24 protein-coding genes and 1 tRNA gene are annotated in these 25,249 nt (G+C 38.2%); 22 read left to right on the top strand and 3 right to left on the bottom strand.

Annotation, left to right across the window (positions count from 1 at the left end; genetic code table 11):
* Positions 1-146: 146 nt before the first annotated feature.
* From gnd to ACFX4E_RS10175, 5 genes are all read left to right on the top strand, one after another.
* The gene (gnd, locus tag ACFX4E_RS10195; protein WP_028407498.1) at positions 147-1,046 is read left to right on the top strand and encodes a phosphogluconate dehydrogenase (NAD(+)-dependent, decarboxylating); all 900 of its coding nucleotides are present in this window, start codon (positions 147-149) and stop codon (positions 1,044-1,046) included.
* A 25-nt stretch (positions 1,047-1,071) separates the two neighbouring features.
* Positions 1,072-2,613 (top strand): gluconokinase, encoded by a 1,542-nt coding sequence (gene gntK, locus ACFX4E_RS10190; protein WP_028407499.1) that lies wholly within the window; start codon positions 1,072-1,074, stop codon positions 2,611-2,613.
* A 278-nt stretch (positions 2,614-2,891) separates the two neighbouring features.
* Positions 2,892-4,418 carry an NCS1 family nucleobase:cation symporter-1 gene (locus tag ACFX4E_RS10185; RefSeq protein WP_028407500.1) on the top strand — a complete coding sequence of 509 codons (1,527 nt, stop codon included), beginning with the start codon at positions 2,892-2,894 and terminating at the stop codon, positions 4,416-4,418.
* Between the two features lie 270 nt (positions 4,419-4,688).
* Positions 4,689-6,017, top strand: coding sequence for a GntT/GntP/DsdX family permease (locus ACFX4E_RS10180; RefSeq protein ID WP_028407501.1), 1,329 nt, complete (start codon positions 4,689-4,691; stop codon positions 6,015-6,017).
* Positions 6,018-6,171: 154 nt separating this feature from the next.
* Positions 6,172-6,783 (top strand): DUF1349 domain-containing protein, encoded by a 612-nt coding sequence (locus tag ACFX4E_RS10175; protein WP_028407502.1) that lies wholly within the window; start codon positions 6,172-6,174, stop codon positions 6,781-6,783.
* Positions 6,784-6,821: 38 nt separating this feature from the next.
* On the opposite strand, the gene ACFX4E_RS10170 is transcribed toward ACFX4E_RS10175, so the two are convergent.
* Positions 6,822-7,442, bottom strand: a complete 621-nt coding sequence (locus tag ACFX4E_RS10170; protein ID WP_028407503.1) for a YitT family protein — start codon at positions 7,440-7,442, stop codon at positions 6,822-6,824.
* 172 nt (positions 7,443-7,614) lie between these two features.
* On the opposite strand from ACFX4E_RS10170, the gene ACFX4E_RS10165 reads away from it, so the two are divergent.
* Entirely contained in the window at positions 7,615-8,064 is a 450-nt protein-coding gene (locus ACFX4E_RS10165; protein ID WP_013055467.1) for an Lrp/AsnC family transcriptional regulator, read from the top strand.
* Between the two features lie 27 nt (positions 8,065-8,091).
* On the opposite strand, the gene ACFX4E_RS10160 is transcribed toward ACFX4E_RS10165, so the two are convergent.
* A complete protein-coding gene (locus tag ACFX4E_RS10160; protein WP_098248675.1) occupies positions 8,092-8,847 on the bottom strand; it encodes an arylamine N-acetyltransferase family protein in 756 nt (251 codons plus the stop codon).
* A 264-nt stretch (positions 8,848-9,111) separates the two neighbouring features.
* Here ACFX4E_RS10160 and ACFX4E_RS10155 point away from each other — a divergent pair.
* The 4 genes from ACFX4E_RS10155 to ACFX4E_RS10140 all read left to right on the top strand — a co-directional run bounded on the left by ACFX4E_RS10155 (position 9,112) and on the right by ACFX4E_RS10140 (position 11,754).
* Positions 9,112-9,183, top strand: a tRNA-Val gene (locus tag ACFX4E_RS10155).
* A 168-nt stretch (positions 9,184-9,351) separates the two neighbouring features.
* A complete protein-coding gene (locus tag ACFX4E_RS10150; protein ID WP_028407505.1) occupies positions 9,352-10,797 on the top strand; it encodes a DEAD/DEAH box helicase in 1,446 nt (481 codons plus the stop codon).
* Between the two features lie 64 nt (positions 10,798-10,861).
* Positions 10,862-11,491 (top strand): copper homeostasis protein CutC, encoded by a 630-nt coding sequence (locus ACFX4E_RS10145; RefSeq protein WP_098790839.1) that lies wholly within the window; start codon positions 10,862-10,864, stop codon positions 11,489-11,491.
* 128 nt (positions 11,492-11,619) lie between these two features.
* Entirely contained in the window at positions 11,620-11,754 is a 135-nt protein-coding gene (locus ACFX4E_RS10140) for a hypothetical protein (RefSeq protein ID WP_014461531.1), read from the top strand.
* Between the two features lie 72 nt (positions 11,755-11,826).
* Here the strand turns inward: ACFX4E_RS10140 and ACFX4E_RS10135 are convergent, their stop codons facing one another.
* On the bottom strand, positions 11,827-13,218 hold the full coding sequence (locus ACFX4E_RS10135; protein ID WP_098333824.1) for an amino acid permease: 1,392 nt from the start codon (positions 13,216-13,218) through the stop codon (positions 11,827-11,829).
* Positions 13,219-13,663: 445 nt separating this feature from the next.
* Between ACFX4E_RS10135 and ACFX4E_RS10130 the strand changes: the two genes are divergently transcribed.
* The 12 genes from ACFX4E_RS10130 (at position 13,664) to lrgB (ending at position 25,216) form a co-directional block, all read left to right on the top strand.
* Entirely contained in the window at positions 13,664-14,002 is a 339-nt protein-coding gene (locus ACFX4E_RS10130; RefSeq protein WP_013081802.1) for a YflT domain-containing protein, read from the top strand.
* A 265-nt stretch (positions 14,003-14,267) separates the two neighbouring features.
* On the top strand, positions 14,268-14,990 hold the full coding sequence (locus tag ACFX4E_RS10125) for an MBL fold metallo-hydrolase (RefSeq protein WP_028407508.1): 723 nt from the start codon (positions 14,268-14,270) through the stop codon (positions 14,988-14,990).
* A gap of 4 nt (positions 14,991-14,994) precedes the next feature.
* Positions 14,995-15,573 (top strand): TetR/AcrR family transcriptional regulator, encoded by a 579-nt coding sequence (locus ACFX4E_RS10120; protein WP_028407509.1) that lies wholly within the window; start codon positions 14,995-14,997, stop codon positions 15,571-15,573.
* Between the two features lie 260 nt (positions 15,574-15,833).
* Entirely contained in the window at positions 15,834-17,783 is a 1,950-nt protein-coding gene (locus ACFX4E_RS10115) for a BglG family transcription antiterminator (protein ID WP_377258341.1), read from the top strand.
* Positions 17,784-17,944: 161 nt separating this feature from the next.
* Positions 17,945-18,250 (top strand): PTS sugar transporter subunit IIB, encoded by a 306-nt coding sequence (locus ACFX4E_RS10110; protein WP_013055477.1) that lies wholly within the window; start codon positions 17,945-17,947, stop codon positions 18,248-18,250.
* Between the two features lie 13 nt (positions 18,251-18,263).
* Positions 18,264-19,622 carry a PTS cellobiose transporter subunit IIC gene (gene celB, locus ACFX4E_RS10105; RefSeq protein ID WP_028407511.1) on the top strand — a complete coding sequence of 453 codons (1,359 nt, stop codon included), beginning with the start codon at positions 18,264-18,266 and terminating at the stop codon, positions 19,620-19,622.
* A gap of 13 nt (positions 19,623-19,635) precedes the next feature.
* Positions 19,636-19,965, top strand: coding sequence for a PTS lactose/cellobiose transporter subunit IIA (locus tag ACFX4E_RS10100; RefSeq protein ID WP_028407512.1), 330 nt, complete (start codon positions 19,636-19,638; stop codon positions 19,963-19,965).
* Positions 19,962-21,290: a 6-phospho-beta-glucosidase gene (locus ACFX4E_RS10095; protein WP_377258338.1), complete on the top strand. Its 1,329-nt coding sequence runs from the start codon at positions 19,962-19,964 to the stop codon at positions 21,288-21,290. Before ACFX4E_RS10100 ends, ACFX4E_RS10095 begins: the two co-directional genes overlap by 4 nt.
* A 121-nt stretch (positions 21,291-21,411) precedes the next feature.
* Positions 21,412-23,163 carry a sensor histidine kinase gene (locus ACFX4E_RS10090; protein WP_217598971.1) on the top strand — a complete coding sequence of 584 codons (1,752 nt, stop codon included), beginning with the start codon at positions 21,412-21,414 and terminating at the stop codon, positions 23,161-23,163.
* 1 nt (position 23,164) lies between these two features.
* Positions 23,165-23,905 carry a LytR/AlgR family response regulator transcription factor gene (locus tag ACFX4E_RS10085; RefSeq protein ID WP_377258335.1) on the top strand — a complete coding sequence of 247 codons (741 nt, stop codon included), beginning with the start codon at positions 23,165-23,167 and terminating at the stop codon, positions 23,903-23,905.
* Positions 23,906-24,067: 162 nt separating this feature from the next.
* Positions 24,068-24,502, top strand: coding sequence for an antiholin-like murein hydrolase modulator LrgA (lrgA, locus tag ACFX4E_RS10080; RefSeq protein ID WP_098332487.1), 435 nt, complete (start codon positions 24,068-24,070; stop codon positions 24,500-24,502).
* A gap of 33 nt (positions 24,503-24,535) precedes the next feature.
* Complete coding sequence (gene lrgB, locus ACFX4E_RS10075) at positions 24,536-25,216, top strand: antiholin-like protein LrgB (protein WP_050689329.1); 681 nt, start codon at positions 24,536-24,538, stop codon at positions 25,214-25,216.
* Positions 25,217-25,249: the final 33 nt, after the last annotated feature.

Below are 25,249 nucleotides of genomic sequence, written 5' to 3'. Positions count from 1 at the left end.
GATGTTCCTTTCCACGAATTTAGTAGTAAAAAGAGTATAGCACAAAAATATGAGTGAAAAAAATTTTCTTGTAAACGATTGCAAAATGAAAAATAATTCGTATAATGGAGGTAATGTGAAATTTTTTTTCAAAGGGAGTTTGTAAAATGAAAATTGGATTAATCGGTTTAGGAAAAATGGGATATAATTTATCATTAAATTTAATGGACAACCATCATGAAGTAGTAGCTTATGATGTAAATAAAGAAGCGGTAGAAAAACTTGCAAATGAAGGAGCAACTGGCGCCTTTACTGTTGAAGAGTTAGTTAATGAACTTGCTCCTTCACCTAAAGTTGTATGGATTATGGTTCCGGCTGGAGAAGTAACGGAAAATGTTATTACAGAACTAAAAGAACTTCTGTCAGAAGGAGATATTATAATAGATGGAGGAAACTCTAATTATAAAGAATCTGTTCGACGTGCTCAGGATCTTCAGGAAAAAGGTATTTACTTCTTTGATGTAGGGACAAGCGGCGGAATGGAAGGCGCAAGAAACGGAGCGTGTACAATGATCGGTGGAGATGCGGAAGTATTCCGTACAATTGAACCGGTTTTTAATGATATTTGCGTAGAAAATGGATTTATGTACGCAGGTAAAAGCGGAAGCGGTCACTTTTTAAAAATGGTTCACAATGGTGTAGAATATGGAATGATGCAATCCATTGCTGAAGGATTTGAAGTTCTGGAAAAAAGTCAGTTTGATTTCGACTATGAAGCCGTAGCACGCGTTTGGAATAACGGATCTGTTGTTCGTTCTTGGTTAATGGAACTAACGGAAAATGCGTTTTCAAAAGATCCTAAACTAGACAGTATTAAAGGAGTTATGCAGTCTTCTGGCGAAGGGAAATGGACCGTAGAGACTGCTCTTGATCTTCAAACGGCAACTCCTGTTATTGCTTTATCGTTAATGATGCGCTATCGTTCATTAGAGGAAGATACATTTACAGGAAAAGTTGTAGCAGCACTTCGAAATGAATTCGGCGGCCACGGTGTTGTAAATAAGTAAAGTAGTAAAGTAGGGGGACAGCAGCATGAGCAAAAAATATGCAATAGGTGTAGATATCGGAACAACGAGTACAAAGTCTGTATTGTTTTCAGTAGACGGTACAGTCATTGCAAATCATGGGATTGAGTATCCACTATACTCGCCGACGCCCGCGATGGCTGAGCAAGATCCTGAAGAAATTTTTCAAGCAGTTGTACGTACAATTCAAACGGTTGTAAAAACGAGCGATGTAAAACCTGATGATATTTTATGCGTTTCATTCAGCTCAGCTATGCACAGTGTTATTGCCGTTGATCAGCAGGGAAAACCGCTGACAAAATGTATCACGTGGGCGGATAATCGAAGTGCAGAATGGACGGAAAAAATTAAAAATGAATACAATGGTCATGAGATTTATTTGCGTACCGGTACGCCTATTCATCCGATGTCGCCGCTTTCTAAGCTAACATGGCTTTCTAATGAACAGCCTGAATTAGTGAAGGGAACACATAAGTTTATTTCGATTAAAGAATATGTATTCTTTAAGTTGTTTAACGAATATGTTATCGACTATTCGATTGCATCAGCAACGGGTTTGTTTAATCTGAAAAATCTTGCGTGGGATGAAGAAGCACTTAAAGTAGCAGGTGTTACAACCGATCAGTTATCCACTCCTGTTTCAACAATGCATCAGTTAAAAGGGTTAAACCCAGCGCTTGCAGTTGACATGCATTTACTTCCAGATACGCCCTTTATTGTAGGTGCAAGTGACGGTGTATTATCAAATTTAGGCGTAAATGCAATTGAACCAGGCGTTGTTGCTGTGACGATCGGGACAAGCGGAGCTATTCGAGCAGTGACTGACAAGCCAGTAGTTGATCCCAAAGGTCGTATTTTCTGTTATGCGTTAACAGAAGACCACTGGGTAATTGGCGGCCCTGTAAATAACGGAGGCATGATTTTTAGATGGGCTCGCGATCAGTTTGGAGCATCCGAAGTAGAAACAGCTAAACGCCTTGGAAAAGATCCGTATGAAGTATTAACGGATATTGCAGCTTTAGTGAAACCGGGAGCAGACGGCTTATTGTTTCACCCATACCTTTCAGGAGAGCGTGCGCCGCTTTGGGATGCAAATGCCAAAGGTTCATTCTTTGGCCTAGGTTTACATCATAAAAAAGAACATATGATTCGTGCTGTATTAGAGGGCGTTATTTTTAACTTGTATACGGTGTTATTGGCACTTGAAGAGTTAATTGGAGAGCCTACAAAAATTCAGGCAACAGGCGGATTTGCACGTTCCGCACTTTGGCGTCAAATGATGGCAGATATTTTTAACCAAGAAGTATCCGTGCCGGAAAGTTTTGAAAGTTCATGTCTAGGAGCAGTTATCCTTGGCTTATATAGCCTTGGCGAAGTTGACTCATTAAACGTTGTTTCTGATATGGTTGGAGCGACTAATCATCATTATCCAATCAAAGAAAACAGTGAAGTATATAAAGAGTTAACGGCTATCTATATTCGTTTGGCTCGCTTATTTAAAGAAGAATACGAAAGCATTACGGCTTTTCAAAAAAAATATGTACATTAAGTTCAAAAATCATCGCTTGAAGCTTTCAAGCGATGATTTTTTGTGTGTTAGGTTATCTAACAATCAAAAGAGTTGACATTACACAATATATAAAAGTTTCCTCAAATAATGTTACAATTTGTCCAGTGTATCCCCGTTTCGCATTAAATATAATAAGGGATAACGTTAGTATTTATCACATACTAGAAGGAATCGTCACAAACGCCTTTATATTTCAGAAAATTCAAACAAAATTTGTTTTTTGAAATGAACTTATTTTATGAAAAGGGGTTTTATGGATGAAAACACAAATTGAGCAAGATGGAATTGTGACGCTCACAGATGAGACGCACAATCAGCTGAGCGGCAGTGACCTTTGGAATGAGGATTTACGTCCGACTACGATGAAAGAGCATTCTTGGAAAGGAGTTAACTTTGCCACGCTTTGGATTGGGATGTGTCTGTGTATTCCAGCTTACACAATGGCGAGCGGAATGATGACGCTTGGAATGAACTGGTGGCAAGCAATTGGTACAATCTTTTTAGGAAATGTTATTGTTCTTATTCCTATCTTGCTTAATTCTCACGCTGGAACCAAGTTTGGCATTCCTTATCCAGTATTTGCCCGCCTGTGGTTTGGAGATAAAGGAGCACATATCCCAGCACTGGCTAGGGCCATTGTGGCTGCTGGGTGGTTTGGAATTAATACATGGATTGGAACGGAAGCAATTGATACACTTCTAAGCGCTTCGTTTTCGTCTTGGAATGGTTTAGCTGGTCATACAGCCATTGTATTTGCTCTTTTTTGGCTTTTAAATGTAGGAGTAGCATATAAAGGACCGCAAGCGATTAAAGTATTAGGAGCGATTGCTGCTCCGGTTATTGGTATTTCAGCTATTATTCTTTTTATATGGGCTTATACCAACTCGGGAGGGTGGGGGCCCATTTTATCTGCGCCTTCTAAATTTACATCAACCAGAGAATTTCTAGCCATATTTTTCCCTGCTTTAACCGGAGTCATTGCATTTTGGGCGACGCTCGCTTTGAACATTCCTGATTTTTGTCGATATGCTAGAAGTCAGAAATCTCAAATGGTTGCGCAAACCTTTTCCTTGCCGTTGACGATGAGTATTTTTTCATTTATTGGAATTGCTGTTACCTCAGCAACAATCGTTATATTTGGAGAAGCTATTTGGGATCCAGTGGCGTTAGTAGCTAAATTCCCTCCATTTATCATTTTCTTAGGAACAATCGTTATCGTGCTTTCTTCTTTAACGATTAATGTGGGAGCAAATATTGTCGCGCCAGCCCGTGCAATTGAGAATCTGAATCCAAAGAAAATCACGTTTGCGATGGGGGCGCTAGTGACCGGTATTTTTGCTATTTTACTTCAGCCATGGTACATCATGTCTAATTTCGGGAACTATATTTTCGGCTGGCTTGGAACATACGGAGCACTGCTTGGCCCTATAGACGGCATCGCCATTGCTGACTACTGGCTTGTAAGAAGGAGACAGATGGCATTAAAGGATCTATATGAGGTAAACGGTCGCTACAGTTATTCAACAGGTTTTAATAAAAACGGTATTTATGCATTAGTAATTGGCGTGGCCATACCCGTTTTAGGCTTACTAATTCCTGGACTGCGTTTTTTATGGGATAATGCCTGGACATTTGGTCTATTCATTTCTATCATTGTTTACACGTATCTCATGAGAGGAGATAAAAGTGTATTAGCGCCGGGGGAATATGAAGAAATAACGTTAAAAACAAGCGAAAAACCGATTATCGACAGTCAAACGGCTGATCCAACCATCACCAAATAAATAAGGTGAATCCAATCATTAACATGATTGGATTTTTTTATGTGTTAAAACCGTATGGAATAAAATTGATAAAATTTTTTTGAGTTTTTTTATTGATTTAAGAATTTTTTTTTCATATAATTTAAGTAATAAAAAAATGAAATCGTTTTCTAAATTAATTAATGTAAACGATTTCGATAATTGGAACTTATTTTTTAAAAAATTCACAGGGTGTAGAGCTTTTTTGCTACATAGAGAAAGCGTTTACTTAAAGGGAAGGTGGAAAGCAAGATGGATGCATACTTATTAGCTATTACAGTTGCCGCAATTGTTATTGTTATTGTAGGTGTTTCAGTTTTTAAATGGCATGCGTTTATTAGTTTAACGGTTGCGAGTTTGTTTTTGGCAATTGCTTCTGGGTTATCAATGGATAAAATTGTTGGCGCTTACGAAACGGGAGTGGGCGGTGTTTTAGGGCACTTAGTAGGAATTTTAGCGCTGGGAACGATTTTAGGTAAGCTGATGGCCGATTCAGGTGCCGGCATGCAGGTAGCGGATTATTTCGTAAGAATATTCGGTGTGAAAAGACTGCCATGGGCGATGCTAGTAGCAGGTTTCATTATTGGTATTCCTGTTTTCTTCGAAGTAGGAATTTTAATTCTACTGCCTTTAGTTATTTCGATTCATAAAACAACAAAACAAAATATATTATTGATTGCTCTGCCGGTTATTGCAGGATTATCAATTGTTCACGGTCTCGTTCCTCCTCATCCAGGAGCGATGGCAGCTATTAGTATTTACGGAGCAAATACGGGAAAAGTGCTTTTATACGCATTAATCATTTCAATTCCAGCTGCAGTTATCGCTGGACCAGTTTTTGCAAAATGGGTTCACAAACGAGTGATTCCAGAAGGAGAACCTGATCTAATTCGTATTACGACAACATCAAAAGATCTTCCTGGTACAGGCGTTTCATTTTTTGTCATTTTACTGCCCGTTCTATTAATGATCTTAGCAGCGATAGCACCTGTTATTAACGGATTGCCAAGCGGCGTAGTGAAGTTTGTAGAATTAATAGGAAGTCCATTAATTGCACTTTTAATTGCTTGTTTTGCAGCGTTTTACCTGCTTGGAAAACGTCAAGGTATGACAAAAGATGTGATTAAAAAACTAACGGAAGAATGTTTGCTTCCTGTAGGATCTATTGTCTTAATTATTGGTGCAGGGGGTGGCTTCAAACAAGTATTAATCGATAGCGGAGTAGGTACAACGATTGGTCAAATGTCTGAACATCTATCTCTATCACCACTTGTACTTGCATTTTTAATTGCTGGATTAATCCGTATTGCTACAGGTTCAGCAACAGTTGCATTAACAACAGCTGCTGGTATTGTCTCACCAATCATTGAGCATATGTCCGGTGTTAACTTAGAACTGCTTGTTATCGTTACGGGTGCGGGTTCACTAATGTTCTCTCATGTTAATGATGCTGGCTTCTGGATGGTGAAGGAGTATTTAGGATTAACAGTGAAAGAAACGTTCAAAACATGGACCGTTCTGGAAACGCTTCTATCCTTTATTGCTTTTGCAGGAGCACTTATTCTAAATGCATTAATTTAAAAATAAGACTCTTTTACTCTATGTAAAAGAGTCTTATTTTTTTATGAAAGAAAAGAATTTACAAGAAAAATAATCAAAATATTTTATTTATTCGTTAAATTATGGCAAAATAGAAATAGAAGAATAATAGCTTCTAAGAAGGGAATGACAGAGAGTGAGTAATCAACTAGTATTTTTCACAAACTTTTCAGAAGGAAAATTAGATTCAGACGTTTCTTGGTATTGTCCACCAGCTCAATTTCAAATTGATACAGAAACGAATCGATTAGTGATTAAAACAGACGCTAAAACGGATTTTTGGCAGCGTACTCATTATGGCTTTGAAGCGGACAATGGACACTTTCTTTACCGTGAAGTAGAAGGCGACTTTGAAATCATGACAAAGGTGCATACATATCCAGTTAATCGCTACGATCAAGCAGGTCTCATGATTCGTGTATCAAAAGATACGTGGATCAAAACGTCAGTTGAATACAATCCCGATGGTCCTAACCAATTAGGAGCAGTCGTAACCAACCAGGGCTTCTCAGATTGGTCCAGTCAAAATTTTACTCAAAACAAATCAGCGCTTTATTTTAAAATTCAGCGCAAAAACGATGATTACACCGTTTGTTATTCAAGTGATGGAGATTCTTGGACTCAGCTCCGACTCGCTCACTTATTGAACTCAACCAAAGAACCTGTTCAAGTTGGTATTTATGCTTGTAGTCCTCAAGGAGAAGGGTATGAAGCCCAATTTGATTTTATAAAAGTAGAAAAAATGTAAATAAAAACCACGATTTAGCCACAGCTAAATCGTGGTTTTTATTTAGAAAGCGCATTATCTAAAGGCTGTGTGGAAGAAGCGGATGTCGGTTGATTGTGTAAAGCAATCTTTTGTTTGAAGTAGCTGATGACAAAACCTGTAATCGCAATGGATATAACAGAGAAAATTCCTTTTGAAAGTCCAATTGAATACATGCTCGACAGCACGACAAGGAAATCAAATGAAAAATTCACTTTTCCAGGATCCCAACCGAATTTTCGCTGCGCGAATAACGCTAGAATATTAGCACCGCCGAGAGAAGCTCCGTTCATAAATAAAATGGATAAGCCAAGGCCGGCAATTAGTCCGCCCGTAACAGCACCCATCAGGCTGGGAAGTGTAAAAGAAGGAAGCAAGTGATCGAGTGAAGTGAGAAGCGATAGCAAAGACACTGATCCTATAGTTGTGGCGGTAAATTTCCATCCCATTTGAAAGAAGGAAAAGAGGTAAAAAGGAATATTAATGAGAAAAAAGATCACGGCAAACGATAAGGGAAGGGCATATGACAAGCTAAGAGACAGACCAGCTGTTCCCCCGGTCACTACGTGAGAGTGCCGCAAGATAAGAACACCAATACTTGCAATCGTACATCCAAGAATAATCCATAAAACTTTTTTCATAAATAAACCCCTTTGTTTGTTTTTTCGGAATTTTCATTTTCAATTATCTACTTTAATGATAGGATATTAAATAAAGAAAACACATGTATAAATGAAGGAAATAATACTTGTTCTGTTATCAACTTGAATAAAGATTTTATTTATTATATTCATTTTGAAAGGAAAGGTTTGTATGGATCAAATCGATGCACAACTATTGTCTATTTTGCAAAGGGACGGACGTATGACGATTAGTGATTTATCAAAAAAGCTGGCTCTTAGCCGTCCAAGCGTATCAGAAAGACTTCAGCGTCTTCAGGAACGAGGGGTGATCCAGCGTTTCAGCGCTACGGTGTCTCCGAAAGCTTTAGGAAGAGATACACAGCTGTTTATTCAAGTAAGTGAATTAAAAAGAAAACCGGAGGAATTTGAAGACTTTATTGAGCAAAATGAAGACGTGCTTGAATGTCATCGCGTAACGGGGCCGGTTTCTTACTTTATTAAAGCAGCCGTGTCTGGAATGGATGGACTTAGAATGCTAGTGGATGAACTGATTCCTTATGGAAATGTGAATACCTCAATTATTTTAAAGTCGCCTGTAGAAAACAGGATGATTACTCCTGTACAAAAACCGGCCCCATAAGAGGCCGGTTTTTCGTGTAAGGACATATTAATAAAATCCTTTAATAATATAAAAATGATTTTGTAAAATATCAGGTATTTCTTCTTCTGAAAGGTTCCTTTTCGTCTTTTTTTCGCCATCTGTTACAGTCAGCGTTTCACCGGAAAGGGTAATGCGCCCTGTAGGGGTTGCGATTGTAACAAGACGTTTGTGTACAAACGGAGAATCGGCTGACGTTTGATTGAACTCACACATGGGAGTAAAGTCAGTCAGTTTCTTAGGAAGCGTAGACACACGGTACAGCGTTTTCCATACATCATCTTCCCATCGCTGCAAATCGTACATATGCTCAGCAACGTTTGTCATACGATAAGAGCCGCTTACATCTCTTACTACTTCGCCATTTAAAGGCATTGGCTTGCGCACAGAATCTCCAAACCCAACGTCTACGATGTAAGGCTGATTTTTAATCGTCACAAGATTTGTAGCGTGACTTCCTTCAATGGTCCACGTGCCGTCGGGTTTTTTGACGGTAGCTGAAACGTAAGAGACTTCATATCCGCTTTCTTTTAACAGCCAGCCAAATAAACCGTTTAATTCGTAGCAAAATCCTCCCCGCAAATTTACAATTACTTTTTGAAAAATTCGTTCTAAATCAATTATAATAGGGGTTTGAGACAGAACATCTAAGTTCTCAAAAGGAACATGAAGCATGTGTTTGTTCTGTAAAGCAGCTAAGCTTTCATACGTTGGGCTATCCGGTTTCTTAGCTAAAAACCGACTAAAATAATAATTAATATTCATCAAATGCACCTCTTAGTAAATCATTTCTCTCTGTCTTTAGCAGAACGTTCATGTAACAGCGCTTTTTCGATTGTCTCTTTGGAAGCGAATCCTTGAAGTACACGGCTGTCAATTTTTAAAGTTGGTACTTTCATCCCGTCACGCTCCTTTATGGCATGTTTTTATTTTATCAAAAGTAAAGACGATCCTTCCAACTTGGGAACTGCGGAAAAATAGTTGACAAAATTGGATAACTCTTTCTATAATATAGTCAATACATATCACGAGCGATTAGTTCAGTGGGAGAATACATCCTTGACAGGGATGGGGTCGGGGGTTCGAATCCCTCATCGCTCATACCAAAGCCGTTTTCTTATTAATAAGAGAGCGGCTTTTCTCTTTTGTTTGACAAATCAATGCTACATTAAATCTTGAGCGCGTATAGAAGAATTAAAGTATAATGAAACATAGTGCATCAGGTCATGATAAAGATAATCACTAATTTAAAATAAATGAGGGTACAAAATGAATCAAAGAAGTTTTAGTCAATATGGTCTTAGCGATAAGGTAGCTAAGGCGCTTTCTAGCCTGCAATACAATCATCCCACGGAAGTACAAAGCAAGGTGCTTCCCATCGCGCTAGAAGAAAGAGATGTTGTCGTGAAGTCTCAAACAGGAAGTGGAAAAACGGCTTCCTTTGGCATTCCACTGTGTGAATTAGTTAACTGGGAAGAAAATAAGCCCCAGGCCTTAGTGTTAACACCTACACGAGAGCTGGCCGCGCAGGTAAAAGAAGATATTACAAATATCGGCCGTTTTAAGCGAATTAAAGCAGCAGCTGTCTACGGAAAATCACCGTTTGCTAAGCAAAAAGTAGAATTAAAGCAAAAAACACATATTGTTGTAGGTACGCCTGGACGAGTGCTTGATCATATAGAAAAAGAAACGCTTGCATTAGAGAAAATTCGTTATTTGGTTATTGATGAAGCAGATGAAATGCTAAATATGGGTTTTATTGACCAAGTAGAAGCAATCATTCAACATCTTCCTAGTGAGCGTGTAACGATGCTTTTCTCTGCTACGCTTCCTGAAGATATTGAAGAGCTTTCTCGCAAGTATATGAAAAAGCCGGTTGATGTTGAAATCAAAGCGAACGGATTAACGACAAGTACGATTGACCATTCTGTTATATCAGTAGAAAACGAACGTAAATTTGAACTGCTGAAAGACGTAACCACAGTAGAAAACCCAGACAGCTGCATCATTTTTTGCCGCACACAAGAGCAGGTAAATACGCTGTTAGATGATTTAGATGATCTTGGGTATCCTTGTGATAAAATTCACGGGGCAATGGTACAAGAAGACCGTTTTGAGGTTATGAATGATTTCAAAAAAGGTAAATTCCGCTATTTAGTGGCGACAGATGTAGCTGCGAGAGGAATTGATATTGATAATATCACACACGTTATTAACTACGACCTTCCGTTAGAAAAAGAAAGCTACGTTCACCGTACAGGAAGAACGGGACGTGCCGGTAAAAAAGGAAAGGCTATCACATTTGTAACGCCTTATGAAGAGAGAATGCTATCGGAAATTGAAGAATATATCGGTTTTTCAATTCCAACATCTACTCCTCCTTCTAAAGAAGAAGTACAGCAGGCAGCATCCGCTTTTACTGAAAAAATCAATGAGCGTCCAGAAGTTAAAAAGGATAAAAGCGAGTCATTAAATAAAGACATTATGAAGCTGTATTTTAACGGAGGAAAGAAAAAGAAAATTAGAGCGGTTGATTTTGTGGGAACAATTGCGAAGTTAGACGGAGTAACCGCGGACGATATTGGAATTATTACGATCCAAGAAAATGTCTCTTATGTAGAGATTTTGAATGGAAAAGGTCCAAAAGTGTTACAAGCAATGAAAAACAAAACGATTAAAGGAAAGAAATTAAAAGTTCATAAGGCAATTAAATAGCAGAAGGAAGTCCATCTTTTTAAAGATGGGCTTTATTTATAGAGACAATAAAGGAGTTGAGAGTATGAAGTACATAAAAGAAGCGTGTGTAGAAGGGTATGAGCAGGCAAAAAAAGCAGAAAAGCTAGGAGCAGACCGCATTGAATTATGTGACAATCTCAGTCAAGGAGGCACTACGCCAAGTTACGGCACCATTCAATATGTAAGCGAACATCTTGATACAGATATCAACGTAATTATTCGCCCAAGAAGCGGTGATTTTATATATTCCGAAGCAGAATTTCAAATTATGAAAAAAGACGTTAAAACATGTAAAGACCTTGGAGTAAACGGAGTAGTATTTGGCATTTTAACAGAAGAAGCTGAAATCGATTATGGACGCACTAAAGAGTTAATAGCAGAAGCTCATCCTTTAAGCGTTACGTTTCATATGGCATTTGATGAGATTAAAGATAAATACAAAGCTATTGATATACTTAGTGAATTGGGAGCAGACCGTATTTTGACCAAAGGAGGGAAAGGATCTGCTTTGGAAAATCTTCATATGATCCGGGAATTGATCACATATGCTAACGAACGTATTATTATTTTGCCTGGCGGAGGAATTCATGAAGGCAACGCAGAGGCGGTTATAAAAGAAACAAAAGCAGCTGAATTACACGGAACAAAAATTGTAGGAGATTTATCTCGTTAAATAAAAAGAGGCTGCTACAAAAGCATTTTAATCCAAGTGAAAAACGAACCATTAATCAATATGTTTGATTCGTGGTTCGTTTTTTTTGATGGTGAATATAGTTTCATCTGTTTCGTTCCTTTTAGCAGGTGATTGGAGGGCAAGGCGAAGACTCCTGTGGGAACAGCGGAACAGATGAGACCCCGCAGGAGCACAAGCGACGAGGAGGCTCAGCGGCAGCCCGCGGAAAGCGAAGCCTTGCACGGAAATCAACTGCGGTGTAATAAGCAGTCCAGCTCATCTATCTCATTTGTTCGTCTTAAGATTGAATTCATTTAGTTATGTCTCAATCTCTTTTATTTTGATGTATTTTCTTTTGCTGCTAAGCCGCTCGTCATTTTGGTACGCTGAAAGAAAAAAGAACCTACGACGAGTACAGCAATTAAAAGAGTTAAGAAGAACTGCGAACGTAATGAATCAATAAATGCCATGGCAATAAAAATACTAGTGATGGCAAGGATTGTAGCGTAAGTTAAGTAAGGAAATAACCACATTTTAATTTTTAATGCTTCGGGATTTTCTTTTTCATATTTTTTTCTCATTTTAATCTGTGAAAATGCAATAACAAGATATACAAGAAGCGCTACGCCGCCTGACGCATTCACTAAAAACAAAAAGATTTTGTCCGGTGAAATATAGTTAAAGATAACGCTAATGTACGAGATAACTGTACATGCTAATATCGCGCTAACCGGCACGCCTTTTTTATTTAATTTTGAAAAACTTTTTGGCGCATCGCCGTTTTGAGACATGGAAAACAGCATGCGAGAACTTGTATACAGACCAGAATTCAGACAGGAAAGAACGGCTGTTAAAATAATAAAGTTCATAATTTGAGCTGCGGCCGGTACATTCACTAATTCAAGAATAGATACAAATGGGCTTTTCATTAGGCTTGACGAATTCCACGGAAGAACCGTTACTAAAATAAAAATAGAGCCTAAATAGAAAAACAAAATGCGATAAATAACGGTATTGGTCGCGATGGTAATGGCTTTTTCAGGCTGAGACGATTCACCTGCTGCGGTTGCGACAATTTCTGTTCCCATAAAAGAGAACATGACAAGGGCAATTCCTAAAAATACAGAGCTAATTCCATTCGGTAAAAAGCCGCCTTTGTGCAAAAGGTTGGAAGTGCCGGGAGAATCAATTCCTGGAATGAATCCACAAATAATAGCTATACCTAAAAGTAAAAAAAGAACGATACTGACGACTTTAATGAGGGAAAACCAATATTCAAATTCTCCGAAAGATTTAACAGAGTACAGATTGGTCATCGTTAATAAAAAAGTAAGAGCCAGGCTTACTCCCCAAGACGGAAAAGACGGGAACCAGTATTGAATAATATTTGCACCTGCAATGGCTTCAACAGCAATAACGATAACCCAGAAAAACCAATAGAGCCAGCCAATCGTGTAGCCGGCCCAAGGGCCTAATGCTTCTTTTGCATAAGTAGAAAAAGAACCGCTGGAAGGATTGGCAGTAGACATTTCGCCAAGCATTCGCATGACTAAAATAACGAGCAAACCAGCAAATGCGTACGAAAAAATAGATCCCGGTCCAGCGGTGTTAATAAGTGATCCGCTTCCGATAAACAATCCTGCCCCGATAATTCCTCCAAGAGAAATCATGGTGATATGCCGGATCTTTAACTCTTTTTTTAACTGTGGCTGTGGATGGCTGTTCATTTGTAACCTCCTATATAACCTGAATTTTTAGTTAATATGGAGAATTATAGTATGTTGTAAGACGTATGGACAGGATGTTGTTAGAGGTTCTTTCATACAAAAAGCGGATATGAATGGTTGCATTCATATCCGGCTTACTCTGACACAGACATTCATTATGCGTATAAAGTACCTGATTAGCGTCTTTTTCCTTTTTTATAATAAGCAATGTAGATGAATTTCTTATGAATGGTAGCTGAAAATAAGCTGAATGATTGTTTCAAATAAGTTAAGCAAAAGAGGTATACATTCTATTAAAGGATAATGTGGAATGATATTCAAACTCTCTGCAAAGCTCTAAATGCGGGTTTTCCTTTCTGAAAACGGGTATATATAGTAGTAAGAAGTTTATTCTTTTGCTAAGTATAAAAGAAAGTTGTGCGATAGAAACAGGAGGTTATAAATAATGAAACATGTTGAAGTAGTAGAAAAAGGAGCAAACATTAACGAAGCAGTTAATCAATTTGCAGACAAAGGTTTTGAGAAAGATGAAGTATACGTGTTTACGTATGACAAGGAAAATTCTAAAAATTTAACAGAAGTAACGGACACAAATATTATTCGACTGTCTGAAGAAGGTCCTTTACATTCAGCAGCGAGTTTATTTTTAACCAGAGAAGATGAGCTTCGAACAAAAATGGCTTCACTAGGCTTATCAAAAGACGAAACAAAAAAATATGAAGAAGAGTTAAAGAAAGGCAGTGCGATTGTAGTGGCTGCTACAGGAGAAAGAAAAGACGTTTAATTTTAATAGAGACTATGGAAGAAGATCCGAATGCGTTTGATTCTTGATGAAGAATCAAACGCATTCGGATTTTTTTGTGGGGACGGTGTAACAGGTGAACCATACGAGCTTCTTTATCTCATTTGTTCGTCTTTAGATTTAATTGATTTCGTTATGTCTCACACTTTTTTTGTTTTTTCCAATATATGATTGATAAAACTAATGGTATTAGTTAAAATAAAAACTAATACCATTAGTTTTTATTTTGATAATAGGGGATGAGGAAATGAGAATAGTTCGTGAGAAAATGTTGTATCAACTGACGTTTTTGCCTCGCTTTTTTCCAGTGAATTGTTATTTAGTCGAAGAGAAAGACAGCCTTACATTAATCGATGCAGCTCTTCCTTACAGCGCGTCAGGTATTTTGAAAGCTGCAGATCAAATTGGAAAACCGATTACTCGAATTGTTTTTACACATACTCATGAAGATCACATCGGAGCGATTGATAATTTGAAAAAAAGGTTGCCGAATGCTTCTGTTTATATGTCGCAAAGAGATTATCGATTATTTTCAGGAGATTTCACACTCGATTCTGAAGAACCTCAAAACCCAATCCGTGGAGGAATACCAAAACTAGGAAAGGTTTCAACTAAAATTGATCATTTCATCGAAGAAGATTCTTATATAGGCTCACTTGCTCCTATTTTTACACCTGGACATACACCTGGATCTATGTCTTTTTTAGACCAGAGAACGAACGCATTAATTGCCGGAGATTCGTTCCAAGTGCGAGGAGGAATTGCAGTATCAGGTCAGTTAAAACCGCTGTTTCCGTTTCCTGCCTTTGGAACGTGGAGCAAAGAGCTAGCGCTTAAAAGTGCAGAAAAGCTACATGAACTAAACCCGTCACTTCTTGCTGTTGGACACGGAAGAATTCTTTCTCAGCCGCTAAAATTGATGGGAAAAGCAATACAACAAGCGAAAGTAAAAATAGAAAAAAGGAGATGAAGGGATGTCGCCACGACAAGGATTAGATTTCAAAAAGGTGATTCAAACAGGTGAAAATTTGGCCAATCGTGAAGGGTTTTATGCTGTTACAATTGCTTCATTAGCCAAAGAATTAAATGTTCGTCCACCGTCTTTATATAACCATATAAAAGGGTTAGAAGAGCTGCGCAAAGAACTGGCTTTAAGTGGACTGCAGCAGCTATATCATCTTTTAAAAAGTGCTGTTGAACATGCTTCTGCAGAAGACGCTGTTTATCGGCTAAGTAAAGCATACGTTTCATTTGTAAGAAAGTCTCCGGGAATATACGAAGCAACGGCAACGGTAGCACCAAGGATACAGGATGAAGAAGTACAAAAAGCATCTGATAACATTGTGTTTTTAGTGCTAGATGTGTTAAAACCGTATCATCTTCCGGAAAATGAAGCCCTTCATGCTGTTAGAAGTCTTCGCAGTATTTTACATGGGTTTTCTTCTTTGGAGCAGAAAGGGGGATTTGGAATGTCATTAAGCACTGATGAGACTCTAGACTTTTTAATCCGTACGTTTGCACTGGGGCTACACCGGTATAAACAGACCACATAAATTTCATTAATGCCACTAAGCCTAATGCTTTAGTTGAAATTGAAAAAAAAGAGAAAGAATGATAGATTACAAATAAAGACATTTATTCCTATTGTTTTAGGGTTGTTACTGATGAAGCAGGCAAAACCTAAGCTGCAAGGACAGAAAAAGGTAGTTTCTGTTTGTTGCTGTTTAGGTATTTTTTGTTTTTGTTTAAAATAACCAGCCCTTTTCATTTGTTTTATAAGGGAGAAATCTTCTGGGAATGGAGAGAAGCAAACATGCTTAATTCAAGAATGATCGTCATATTAAGAGAACTAATGTCCGTACAGTCTACACTATCAACCGTTACGAGTGAATATTTAGCAACAGTAAATCAAGTATCTTCTCGAACTATTCGAACGGATATAAAACAGCTAGATGACATTTTGTCTCAGTACGGAGCTAAAATTAAATCAGCTCGTGGGACAGGGTATGAACTTAGCGTTTTAGATGAAAAACAGTTCCATCACCTATTAAAAGAACTTTCGGCTAATCAATTATTTGATGCAACTTCTATTCCAACCGTTCCTGATGACCGCGTGCATTATTTAATCAAAAGGTTGCTGCTAGCAGACGAATATTTGAAGCTCGAAGATTTAGCAGACGAGTTGTATATTAGCAAGTCAACGGTTCAAAACGATTTAAGAGATGTTAAAAAACAGCTTTGTAAATATGATATTCTTTTAGAAAAACGTCCTAACTACGGCTTGAAAGCCAAAGGGGACGAAATGAAAATGAGATTCTGTATGTCTGAGTACATATTCAACCGAAAAGATAAAGAAATAGATATGGTATACAATAAAATATCTATCCTGCCCCAAGAATCAATCTTAACGATTAAAGCCCACATTTTAAATCAAATAAAACGATACAATATTATGGTTTCAGACATTGGATTAAACAATTTAATCATTCATTTAGCGATAGCTTGTAAGCGAATACAAGAAGAAAATTTTATCTCTTTGTATTCAGAAGATCTGCTTGAGATTATGGCGCATAAAGAATATGAAGTGGCAGCTGAAATTGTGCGAGAGATTGAAAATGCATTCAAGATTCGTTTTCCGAAGTCAGAAACGGCATATATCGCCATTCATTTGTTAGGTACAAAGATGCTCAACAATAGCAATCATGAAGAAAAAGAAGTGAAGCAGTTTATCGACACAAATATCTATGAATTAACTGCAGCTATATTAGAAGCAATTGAAAAAGAGCTTCATTTAGGAATTAGTGAAGATTCAGAGCTGATCCTTGGCATGAGCTTGCATTTGAAACCGGCTATCAATCGCTATAAATATGGAATGAATCTGCGGAACCCGATGCTTGAAGGAATTAAGAGTCATTACCCTCTGGCTTTTGAAGCTGGGATTATAGCTGGGAAGGTTTTGAAAAATTGCCTTGAAATCGACATGCATGAAACGGAAATTGGCTATTTAGCTTTACATATTGGAGGGGCTATTGAACGTCGAAAAATTATCAATCAGCCTAAGCGCTGTTTGATTGTATGCGCATCGGGAGTAGGGAGTGCCAAGCTATTATCATATAAGCTGCAGGCTACTTTTGGATTAAATCTGACTATTTTAGGAACAACGCAGTATTATAAGCTTCACCAAATGTCTCTGCACTCTTTAGATTTTATTGTTAGTACCATTCCAATTCCAGATCATCTTCCTGTTCCTGTAGTACAAGTAAGTACGATTCTAGGAAACAGTGACTTTAAAAAAATTGATTGTTTAATGAAGAACAAACAGCAGCCTTCCTTAGAATACACAAAAAAAGAATTAGTATATTTACAGCAAGAATTTCAAACGAGAGAAGAAGTGCTTCATTTTTTAGGAGAGAAATTAACTCATCTAGGACTAGTTCCTTCTCAATTTATAGAATCTGTTTTTGAAAGAGAAGCTGCATCACCAACAAGTTTTGGCAATCTCGTTGCGATTCCTCATCCTATGGTTCCTCAAACGGATACGACGTTTTGGGCCATTTGCACGTTGAAAAAACCGATTATGTGGGAAGGAAACCTCGTACAATTTATTTGTCTTTTAAGTGTAAAAGCGAATAATCAAGGTGATTTGCAGAAGATGTACAGTTTGTTAGTCCGGGTTGTGGATGATAAGCAGGTCGTGCAGCGCTTAATAAAGTGTAAGGATTATGAGGAATTTATCGAGGTGTTTATGAAAAATATTAGATAAAAAAAGAAGTCTGAGAGAAGGGCTTCTTTTTTATCTGAATGTTCAAACATAATTTTTCCGTTAGTAGCGGAAAAAGGTTGTGTATAAATGTAAGCGCTTTTATTTTAAGATAAAACTATCAACAAAACAGATAGCAAAATAAAAAAACGGGGGAATGACAAATGAATATTCTATTATGTTGTGCAGCGGGAATGTCTACAAGTTTACTAGTAACAAAAATGGAAAAGAGCGCTCAGGAGCAAAGCACGGAGTATAAAATTTGGGCGGTTCCTGGTGACTCTGTTCGCAACCATATTGATCAGGCGGATGTACTTTTATTAGGACCTCAAGTGCGCTACTTATTGCCGCAGCTTAAGAAGCTAGGTGAAGAAAAAGGAGTGCCAGTTGACGTTATAAATCCTGTTCACTACGGAACGTGTAATGGAGAACAAGTGTTAAAATTTGCAGTTCAACTAGTTTCAAAATAGGAGTGTGGACTACATGAGCAAATTTAATAGTATGCTTGAAAGCAAAGTAATGCCTATCGCGGGGAAAATGGCGGGTCAACGCCATTTACAAGCACTTCGAGACGGTATTGTTCTGACAATGCCGCTCATTATTATCGGTTCAGTATTTTTAATACTGTCGAATTTACCGATACCAGGTTACAACGACTTTATGGCAGGGATTTTCGGAAAAGAATGGGCAACGAAAATGGCCTACCCAGTTGGAGCTACATTCGATATTATGGCGCTGCTTGCTTGTTTCGGAATAGCCTATCGGTTAGCTGAAAAATACGGAGTAGATGCTTTGTCCGCAGGGGCTATTTCACTTGCTGCTTTTTTACTTGCTACTCCGTATAAAGTGTCCTTTCTCCCAAGTGGAGCCAAAGAAGCTATTTTAGTAGACGGCGGAATTCCAACCGCTTTAATGGGAAGTAAAGGACTCTTTGTAGCAATGATTGTCGCGATTCTCTCTACGGAAATTTACAGGTGGTTTATTCAAAAAGACTTTGTCATCAAGATGCCTGATGGAGTTCCTCCCGCTGTTGGAAAATCGTTTGCTGCTCTTATTCCTGGCTTTACGGTAATAGCATTTATTTGGATTTTACGTTTGTTAGTAGAACAAACTCATTTTGGAAGTCTGCATAATATCGTTGGAGAATTGCTTGGAAAGCCTTTAGGTGTGCTAGGCGGCAGTTTAGGGGGTACGCTAGTTGCCGAGCTTGTTATTATGCTCATGTGGTCTTGTGGACTTCATGGAGCAAATATTGTCGGTGGAATTATGGCTCCCATTTGGTATGGAGCTATGGATGAAAATCGAATTGCATTTGCTAATCATGAAGCATTACCAAATATTTTTACACAGCAGTTCTTTGATATTTGGATCAATATCGGAGGCAGCGGAGCAACGTTAGCTCTAGTTGTAGCTATGATTTTAAAAGCACGCAGTCAACAAATGAAGCAGCTTGGTAAGTTAGGGATAGGACCAGCTCTTTTTAATATCAATGAGCCGATCATCTTTGGACTTCCGATGGTGATGAATCCAATGATGCTTATTCCGTTTATTATTACCCCTCTTGTAACGGTAGTAGCAACCTATATTGCGATGTCGACAGGACTGGTAGCAAAACCAGCAGGTATTGCGGTTCCTTGGACTATGCCTCCAATTATTTCTGGCTATTTGGCAACAGGAGGGAAATTATCGGGTGCAGTTATGCAAGCTATTAATATCGGAATCTCTGTTTGCATCTACTATCCTTTCTTTAGAATGTGGGATAAACAAAAATTCACTGAAGAAAATGGTATACAGCCTGCAGCTGAAGAGGTACCAAGTGATACAAAGAAAGATATTGTGTGAGGAGGGATAAAGGATGGAAAGCATTCAAGAATATATCTTTAAATTAATCTTACACGGTGGAAACGGCAGAAGTTCAGCAATGGAAGCGATAGCGGCTGCTAAAAGAGGAGATTTTTTAGAAGCACGTGAAAAGCTTACACAAGCTGCAGAAGAATTAAATGCCGCTCATCATATCCAAACGTCGTTAATTCAAGGTGAAATTAGAGGAGAAAGCACAGAAATTTCTCTGCTCATGATTCATGCTCAAGATCATTTAATGAATGCGATGACGGTAAAAGAAATGGCTACTGAATTTGTAGATTTATATGAAGCAATCAAAATTTCCGGGGGGATTACACTATGACAAAAGGTATTAAGATTGTAACGATTGGCGGCGGTTCAAGCTATACGCCTGAACTAATAGAAGGATTTATTAAACGATATGATGAACTTCCAGTTCGAGAACTGTGGCTAGTAGACGTCGAAGAAGGAAAAGAAAAGCTAGAGATTGTTGGGAATTTAGCGAAGCGAATGGTGAAAAAATCAGGTTTTCCAATTAGTGTTCATTTAACGTTAGATCGAAGAGAAGCATTAAAAGATGCGGATTTCGTAACGACTCAATTTCGTGTTGGCTTGTTAGACGCCCGAGCAAAAGATGAAAGAATACCGCTTAAATACGGGGTGCTTGGTCAAGAGACAAACGGACCGGGCGGGTTATTTAAAGGACTTCGTACAATTCCGGTTATTTTAGATATCTGCCGTGACATTGAAGAGTTATGTCCAGAAGCTTGGCTGATTAACTTCACAAATCCTGCAGGTATGGTAACAGAAGCTGTGCTCCGCTATAGTAACATTAAAAAGATTGTAGGACTTTGTAATGTACCAATTGGAATGGAAATGGGCATTGCTAAGCTACTTGATGTAGATCACTCTCGCATTCGAATTGATTTTGCTGGTTTAAATCACATGGTCTACGGATTAGATGTGTATGTAGATGGCGTAAGCGTCAAAGATCAAGTTATTGATTTACTAAGTGATCCAACTAACAGCAGCTTTGTGAAAAATGTAGCGGGACTTGGATGGGAGCCAGAATTTACAAAAGCCCTAAATGCGTTAACTTGTCCATATCACATGTACTATTATAAAACGCGTGAAATGGTAGAAAAAGAGCTCGTTAATTATGAAAAAGGTGAAACCAGAGCAGAAGTCGTAAAACAGTTAGAAAAAGAGCTGTTCGAACTGTATAAAGATCCTAATCTAGACATTAAACCGCCTCAATTAGAACAGCGCGGCGGAGCCTATTATAGTGATGCAGCCGTTCGATTGATTACATCCATTTACACGGATAAAGGCGATATTCAGCCTGTAAACACTATTAATAATGGTGCCATAGCAAGCATTCCTGCTGATTCTGCCGTAGAAGTAAGCTGTATCATTACAAAAGATGGACCGAAGCCAATTTCAGTCGGCGACCTTCCTGTACCTGTCAGAGGTCTTGTTCAAACAATTAAGTCATTTGAACGGATTGCAGCTGAAGCAGCAGTGACCGGAGATTATGATAAAGCTATTTTAGCATTAACCATTAATCCGCTTGTGGCTTCTGATAAACTAGCTAAGCAAATTGTAGATGAGATGCTAGAAGCTCATAAAGATTACTTGCCTCAATTTTTTAAACCTGTTCAAGCATAAATTCAAGCTGTGTGAATACAGTACGTATTCGCACAGCTTTTTTTCTATTTGTAAAGCTAGATTTCTAGCAGCATCAGTGTAACAATATAAGATAGAAACAGACAGCAAAGGGTGGCTAGAAATGATTCATTTATTAATTATGATGGTAGAACGAGTCGGAGTTATTGTCATCTTAGGTTTTTTGCTGGCACATACAAAAGTTTTTCGGCAATTTCTCCGCAAACAGCAAGGGTATAAAGGAAAAGCAGTACTTATTTTTATTTTTTCTCTTTTTAGCATTATTAGTAACTACACGGGAATTGAAATTCAAGGAACAATTATTCGCAATGAAGACTTATTATTAAAAGTAGATCCATCAAGCTCGATTGCAAATACACGAATTATGGGTGTGGAAATGGGCGGTCTGCTTGGCGGTCCTTTTGTTGGTTTAGGAGTAGGACTACTTGCTGGCGTTCATCGCTTTATGTTAGGAGGGAGTACGGCGTTTAGCTGTGCAGTTTCATCCGTTTTAGCAGGGGTGTTAACTGGATATATCGGCTATGCCTACCGGAAAAAACATCGAACGATTACACCGCGCTTTGCTGCACTTGTAGGCATAGCGATGGAAACGCTTCAGATGCTGATTATTTTATTATTTGCTAAACCGTTTGATTCGGCATGGACGCTAGTGAGTATTATTGCTATTCCAATGATTATTGTAAATGGCACAGGAAGCTATATTTTCTTATCTATTATTCAGTCCATTTTACGGCAAGAGGAACAAATGAGAGCGCTTCAGACACACAAAGTATTATTAATCGCGGATCAAACTCTTCCACATTTTCGTCAGGGTCTTACTAGTGAATCATGTGAAAATGTTGCAAATATTATTCATCGCTTCACAGGTACGGATGCTGTTTCCCTAACTGATACGCACAAAATTTTAGCTCATGTAGGGGAAGGAATTGATCATCACGTTCCTTCGCATAGTTTGATTACCGGGCTGTCTCACGAAGTGCTGAAGACAGGAAAAATTATGAAAGCAAAATCGAGAGAACAAATTGATTGTCAGCATAAAGACTGTCCGCTTCATGCCGCCATTGTGATGCCGCTTACTTCTCACGGTACTACCATTGGAACACTAAAAATGTACTTTAAAGATGCGAGCGGGTTAAGCCGAGTGGAGGAAGAGCTGGCAGAAGGATTAGCTAAACTTTTTTCAACTCAGCTAGAGCTCGGCGAAGCAGAGCTTCGAAGTAAATTGCTAAAAGATGCGGAGATTAAAGCTTTACAGGCTCAGGTGAATCCTCATTTTTTATTTAATGCCATTAATACGATATCGGCGCTGTGCAGACAGGACGTAGAAAAAGCCAGAAAGCTGCTTTTGCAGCTAAGCATTTATTTTCGTTCCAATTTGCAAGGTGCAAGGCAGCTGTTGATTCCGTTATCAAAAGAGCTTGATCATGTTCACGCGTACTTATCGCTGGAACAAGCCAGGTTCCCTAATAAATACGAAATTGACATGTATATTGAAGAAGGGCTAGATGATGTCTTGCTTCCGCCATTTATTCTTCAAGTGCTTGTGGAAAATGCCATTCGGCACGCCTTTCCGCGTAAACAAAAGCACTGTCGCGTAGAAGTTCATATTAAGACAAAAGATAAATATGTATACGTAAAGGTAAAAGACAATGGACAAGGTATAGACACACAAAGATTACAAATGCTTGGCAATCAGCCCGTTTTTTCAGAAAAAGGAACGGGGACGGCTCTTTACAATATTAAACAACGTTTGCACGGATTATTTGGAAAAGAAACAACGCTGGAGTTTGACGTAACAGAAGGAACAGCGGTTTCGTTTGTTATACCAATGGAATTAAAAAGCGAGGGTATGTAATATGCTGCGAGTACTAATAGTAGATGATGAAATGTTAGCACGAGATGAATTAAAATATTTATTACATCGAACGAAAGAAGTAGGCTTCATTGAAGAAGCTGAAAGTATCGAAGAAGCGTTGGATAAAATGATGGATGAAAAGCCGGATTTATTATTTTTAGATATACAACTGTCAGATGACAGCGGTTTTGATATTGCTAAAAGGCTTAAAAAAATGAAAAATCCGCCAGCTATTATATTTGCAACTGCGTACGATCAGTACGCTTTACAAGCCTTTGAAGTAGATGCAATTGATTACATTTTGAAGCCTTTTGATGAAGAAAGAGTGGTGCAGGCCATTCATAAATATAAAAAAATGCGTGTTCCTCATCCCGCTTTGAAAGAAGAAGAATTGATAGGAGAGTCTTCTTCTCAAACTGGAAAGTTAGCGATTTCTGTAGACGATTCGATTGTGTTAGTAAATATAGAGGACATCTTGTTTGTAGGGTTAATAGAAGGAGAAGTCACCATTCAGACTATAACCGAATCCTATCATACTGCTGATACGCTGGCTATGCTAGAAAAAAAGCTCCCTTCTCAGTCGTTTAGTCGTGTGCACCGCGGTTATATCGTCAACGTACATCATATTTCCGAGGTACAGCCATGGTTTAATTCTACGTATAATTTAGTGATGAAAAACGATGAGCGAGTTCCTGTCAGCCGTACATATGCTAAAGAATTGAAGAAGCGTTTAGGAATTTAAGGAGAAAGCAGCTTGCGTATGCATTTTAGCAGGCTGTTTTTTGCATTTCAAGGCTCGATTTTTGTAAGTGAGCACAAATATTCGACTCTTTGATTTGAAAACGCTTTCTAATGTGTTTTCATTTTATATAATGAAGTCAACAAACAGAGAGAGGTGAAAGAAATGAGTGCTAAAAAAGTGTATGGCTTTTTAACACAAGCATTTATTTTTTCCGTAATTATGTTGATTTCAGATTTTATTGCAGAGCATTTGCCTTTTCCAATGCCTGCTTCAGTCATTGGACTTGTGCTGTTATTTCTTGCACTATGCTTGAAGATTATTAAACTAGAGCAAGTTGAATCACTGGGAACGGCTTTAACTTCTTTGATCGGATTTTTATTTGTACCAGCAGGTATTTCTGTTATGAATTCATTAGGTGTTATGCAGCAGTACGGCATTCAAATTTGTTTAGTTATCATCGTGGCAACGATTATTTTGTTAGGCGTTACAGGCTTATTTTCACAGCTTATACTTGGCATGACAAAAGATAATAAAGCAAAAGAAGAAATAAAAGATGTAGCTATGAGTGAAAAAACAAAAAAACAGGACATTGCTTAATATCAATTATAAAGAGACAAGGTGGTTGGAAAGATGAATCCGTATTTTGGAATCGTGGTTTCTTTAGCTGCGTACGGTATTGGAACGTATTTATTTAAAAAGTCAAAAGGGTTTTTCTTATTTACTCCTTTATTTGTGGCAATGGTACTTGGGATTGCTTTTTTGAAAATTGGTCACTTTTCTTATGAGGAGTACAGTAGCGGCGGAAAAATTATCAGCTTCTTTTTAGAACCAGCAACGATTGCTTTTGCCATCCCTTTATATAAACAAGCTGATAAATTAAAAAAGTACTGGTGGCAAATCCTTTCTTCTATTGCGGTAGGATCAATTTGTTCGGTAGCGATTATTTTTGCGATTGCGAAAGGTATTCATATGGATGAAGTCGTGATGAAATCAATGCTTCCACAAGCAGCTACAACAGCGATTGCGCTGCCATTGTCTCAAGATATTGGAGGTATTCCTGCTATTACTTCCTTTGCTGTTATTTTTAATGCAGTCATCGTATATGCGCTGGGCGCTTTATTTTTAAAAGTATTCAAGGTGAAGAATCCAATTTCGAAAGGATTAGCTCTTGGCACTTCTGGACATGCGCTAGGAGTAGCCGTAGGGATTGAAATGGGAGAAGTAGAGGCAGCCATGGCAAGTATTGCAGTTGTTATTGTAGGCGTCGTCACAGTTGCCGTTATTCCACTTTTTGTTCAGCTAGTCATGTAACAAAAGCCTGAAGGAGTCAGAGATTTTCTGACT

This window comes from Priestia sp. YIM B13491 (assembly GCF_042787605.1).
Taxonomy (GTDB): domain Bacteria; phylum Bacillota; class Bacilli; order Bacillales; family Bacillaceae_H; genus Priestia; species Priestia megaterium_E.
Note: the sequence above shows the minus strand (reverse complement) of the source record. Positions and strands in the feature narration are given on the sequence as shown.

Excerpts from the sequence above, each read along its gene's own strand:
- ACFX4E_RS10120 (WP_028407509.1), top strand. The coding sequence starts at position 14,995 with ATGTCGCCACGACAAGGATTAGATTTCAAAAAGGTGATTCAAACAGGT.
- ACFX4E_RS10125 (WP_028407508.1), top strand. The coding sequence starts at position 14,268 with ATGAGAATAGTTCGTGAGAAAATGTTGTATCAACTGACGTTTTTGCCT.
- ACFX4E_RS10145 (WP_098790839.1), top strand. The coding sequence starts at position 10,862 with ATGAAGTACATAAAAGAAGCGTGTGTAGAAGGGTATGAGCAGGCAAAA.
- ACFX4E_RS10150 (WP_028407505.1), top strand. The coding sequence starts at position 9,352 with ATGAATCAAAGAAGTTTTAGTCAATATGGTCTTAGCGATAAGGTAGCT.
- ACFX4E_RS10110 (WP_013055477.1), top strand. The coding sequence starts at position 17,945 with ATGAATATTCTATTATGTTGTGCAGCGGGAATGTCTACAAGTTTACTA.
- ACFX4E_RS10135 (WP_098333824.1), bottom strand. The coding sequence starts at position 13,218 with ATGAACAGCCATCCACAGCCACAGTTAAAAAAAGAGTTAAAGATCCGG.
- gntK (WP_028407499.1), top strand. The coding sequence starts at position 1,072 with ATGAGCAAAAAATATGCAATAGGTGTAGATATCGGAACAACGAGTACA.
- ACFX4E_RS10130 (WP_013081802.1), top strand. The coding sequence starts at position 13,664 with ATGAAACATGTTGAAGTAGTAGAAAAAGGAGCAAACATTAACGAAGCA.
- ACFX4E_RS10170 (WP_028407503.1), bottom strand. The coding sequence starts at position 7,442 with ATGAAAAAAGTTTTATGGATTATTCTTGGATGTACGATTGCAAGTATT.
- gnd (WP_028407498.1), top strand. The coding sequence starts at position 147 with ATGAAAATTGGATTAATCGGTTTAGGAAAAATGGGATATAATTTATCA.
- ACFX4E_RS10085 (WP_377258335.1), top strand. The coding sequence starts at position 23,165 with ATGCTGCGAGTACTAATAGTAGATGATGAAATGTTAGCACGAGATGAA.
- ACFX4E_RS10185 (WP_028407500.1), top strand. The coding sequence starts at position 2,892 with ATGAAAACACAAATTGAGCAAGATGGAATTGTGACGCTCACAGATGAG.
- ACFX4E_RS10115 (WP_377258341.1), top strand. The coding sequence starts at position 15,834 with ATGCTTAATTCAAGAATGATCGTCATATTAAGAGAACTAATGTCCGTA.
- lrgA (WP_098332487.1), top strand. The coding sequence starts at position 24,068 with ATGAGTGCTAAAAAAGTGTATGGCTTTTTAACACAAGCATTTATTTTT.
- ACFX4E_RS10095 (WP_377258338.1), top strand. The coding sequence starts at position 19,962 with ATGACAAAAGGTATTAAGATTGTAACGATTGGCGGCGGTTCAAGCTAT.
- lrgB (WP_050689329.1), top strand. The coding sequence starts at position 24,536 with ATGAATCCGTATTTTGGAATCGTGGTTTCTTTAGCTGCGTACGGTATT.
- ACFX4E_RS10180 (WP_028407501.1), top strand. The coding sequence starts at position 4,689 with ATGGATGCATACTTATTAGCTATTACAGTTGCCGCAATTGTTATTGTT.
- ACFX4E_RS10160 (WP_098248675.1), bottom strand. The coding sequence starts at position 8,847 with ATGAATATTAATTATTATTTTAGTCGGTTTTTAGCTAAGAAACCGGAT.
- ACFX4E_RS10090 (WP_217598971.1), top strand. The coding sequence starts at position 21,412 with ATGATTCATTTATTAATTATGATGGTAGAACGAGTCGGAGTTATTGTC.
- ACFX4E_RS10100 (WP_028407512.1), top strand. The coding sequence starts at position 19,636 with ATGGAAAGCATTCAAGAATATATCTTTAAATTAATCTTACACGGTGGA.
- ACFX4E_RS10165 (WP_013055467.1), top strand. The coding sequence starts at position 7,615 with ATGGATCAAATCGATGCACAACTATTGTCTATTTTGCAAAGGGACGGA.
- celB (WP_028407511.1), top strand. The coding sequence starts at position 18,264 with ATGAGCAAATTTAATAGTATGCTTGAAAGCAAAGTAATGCCTATCGCG.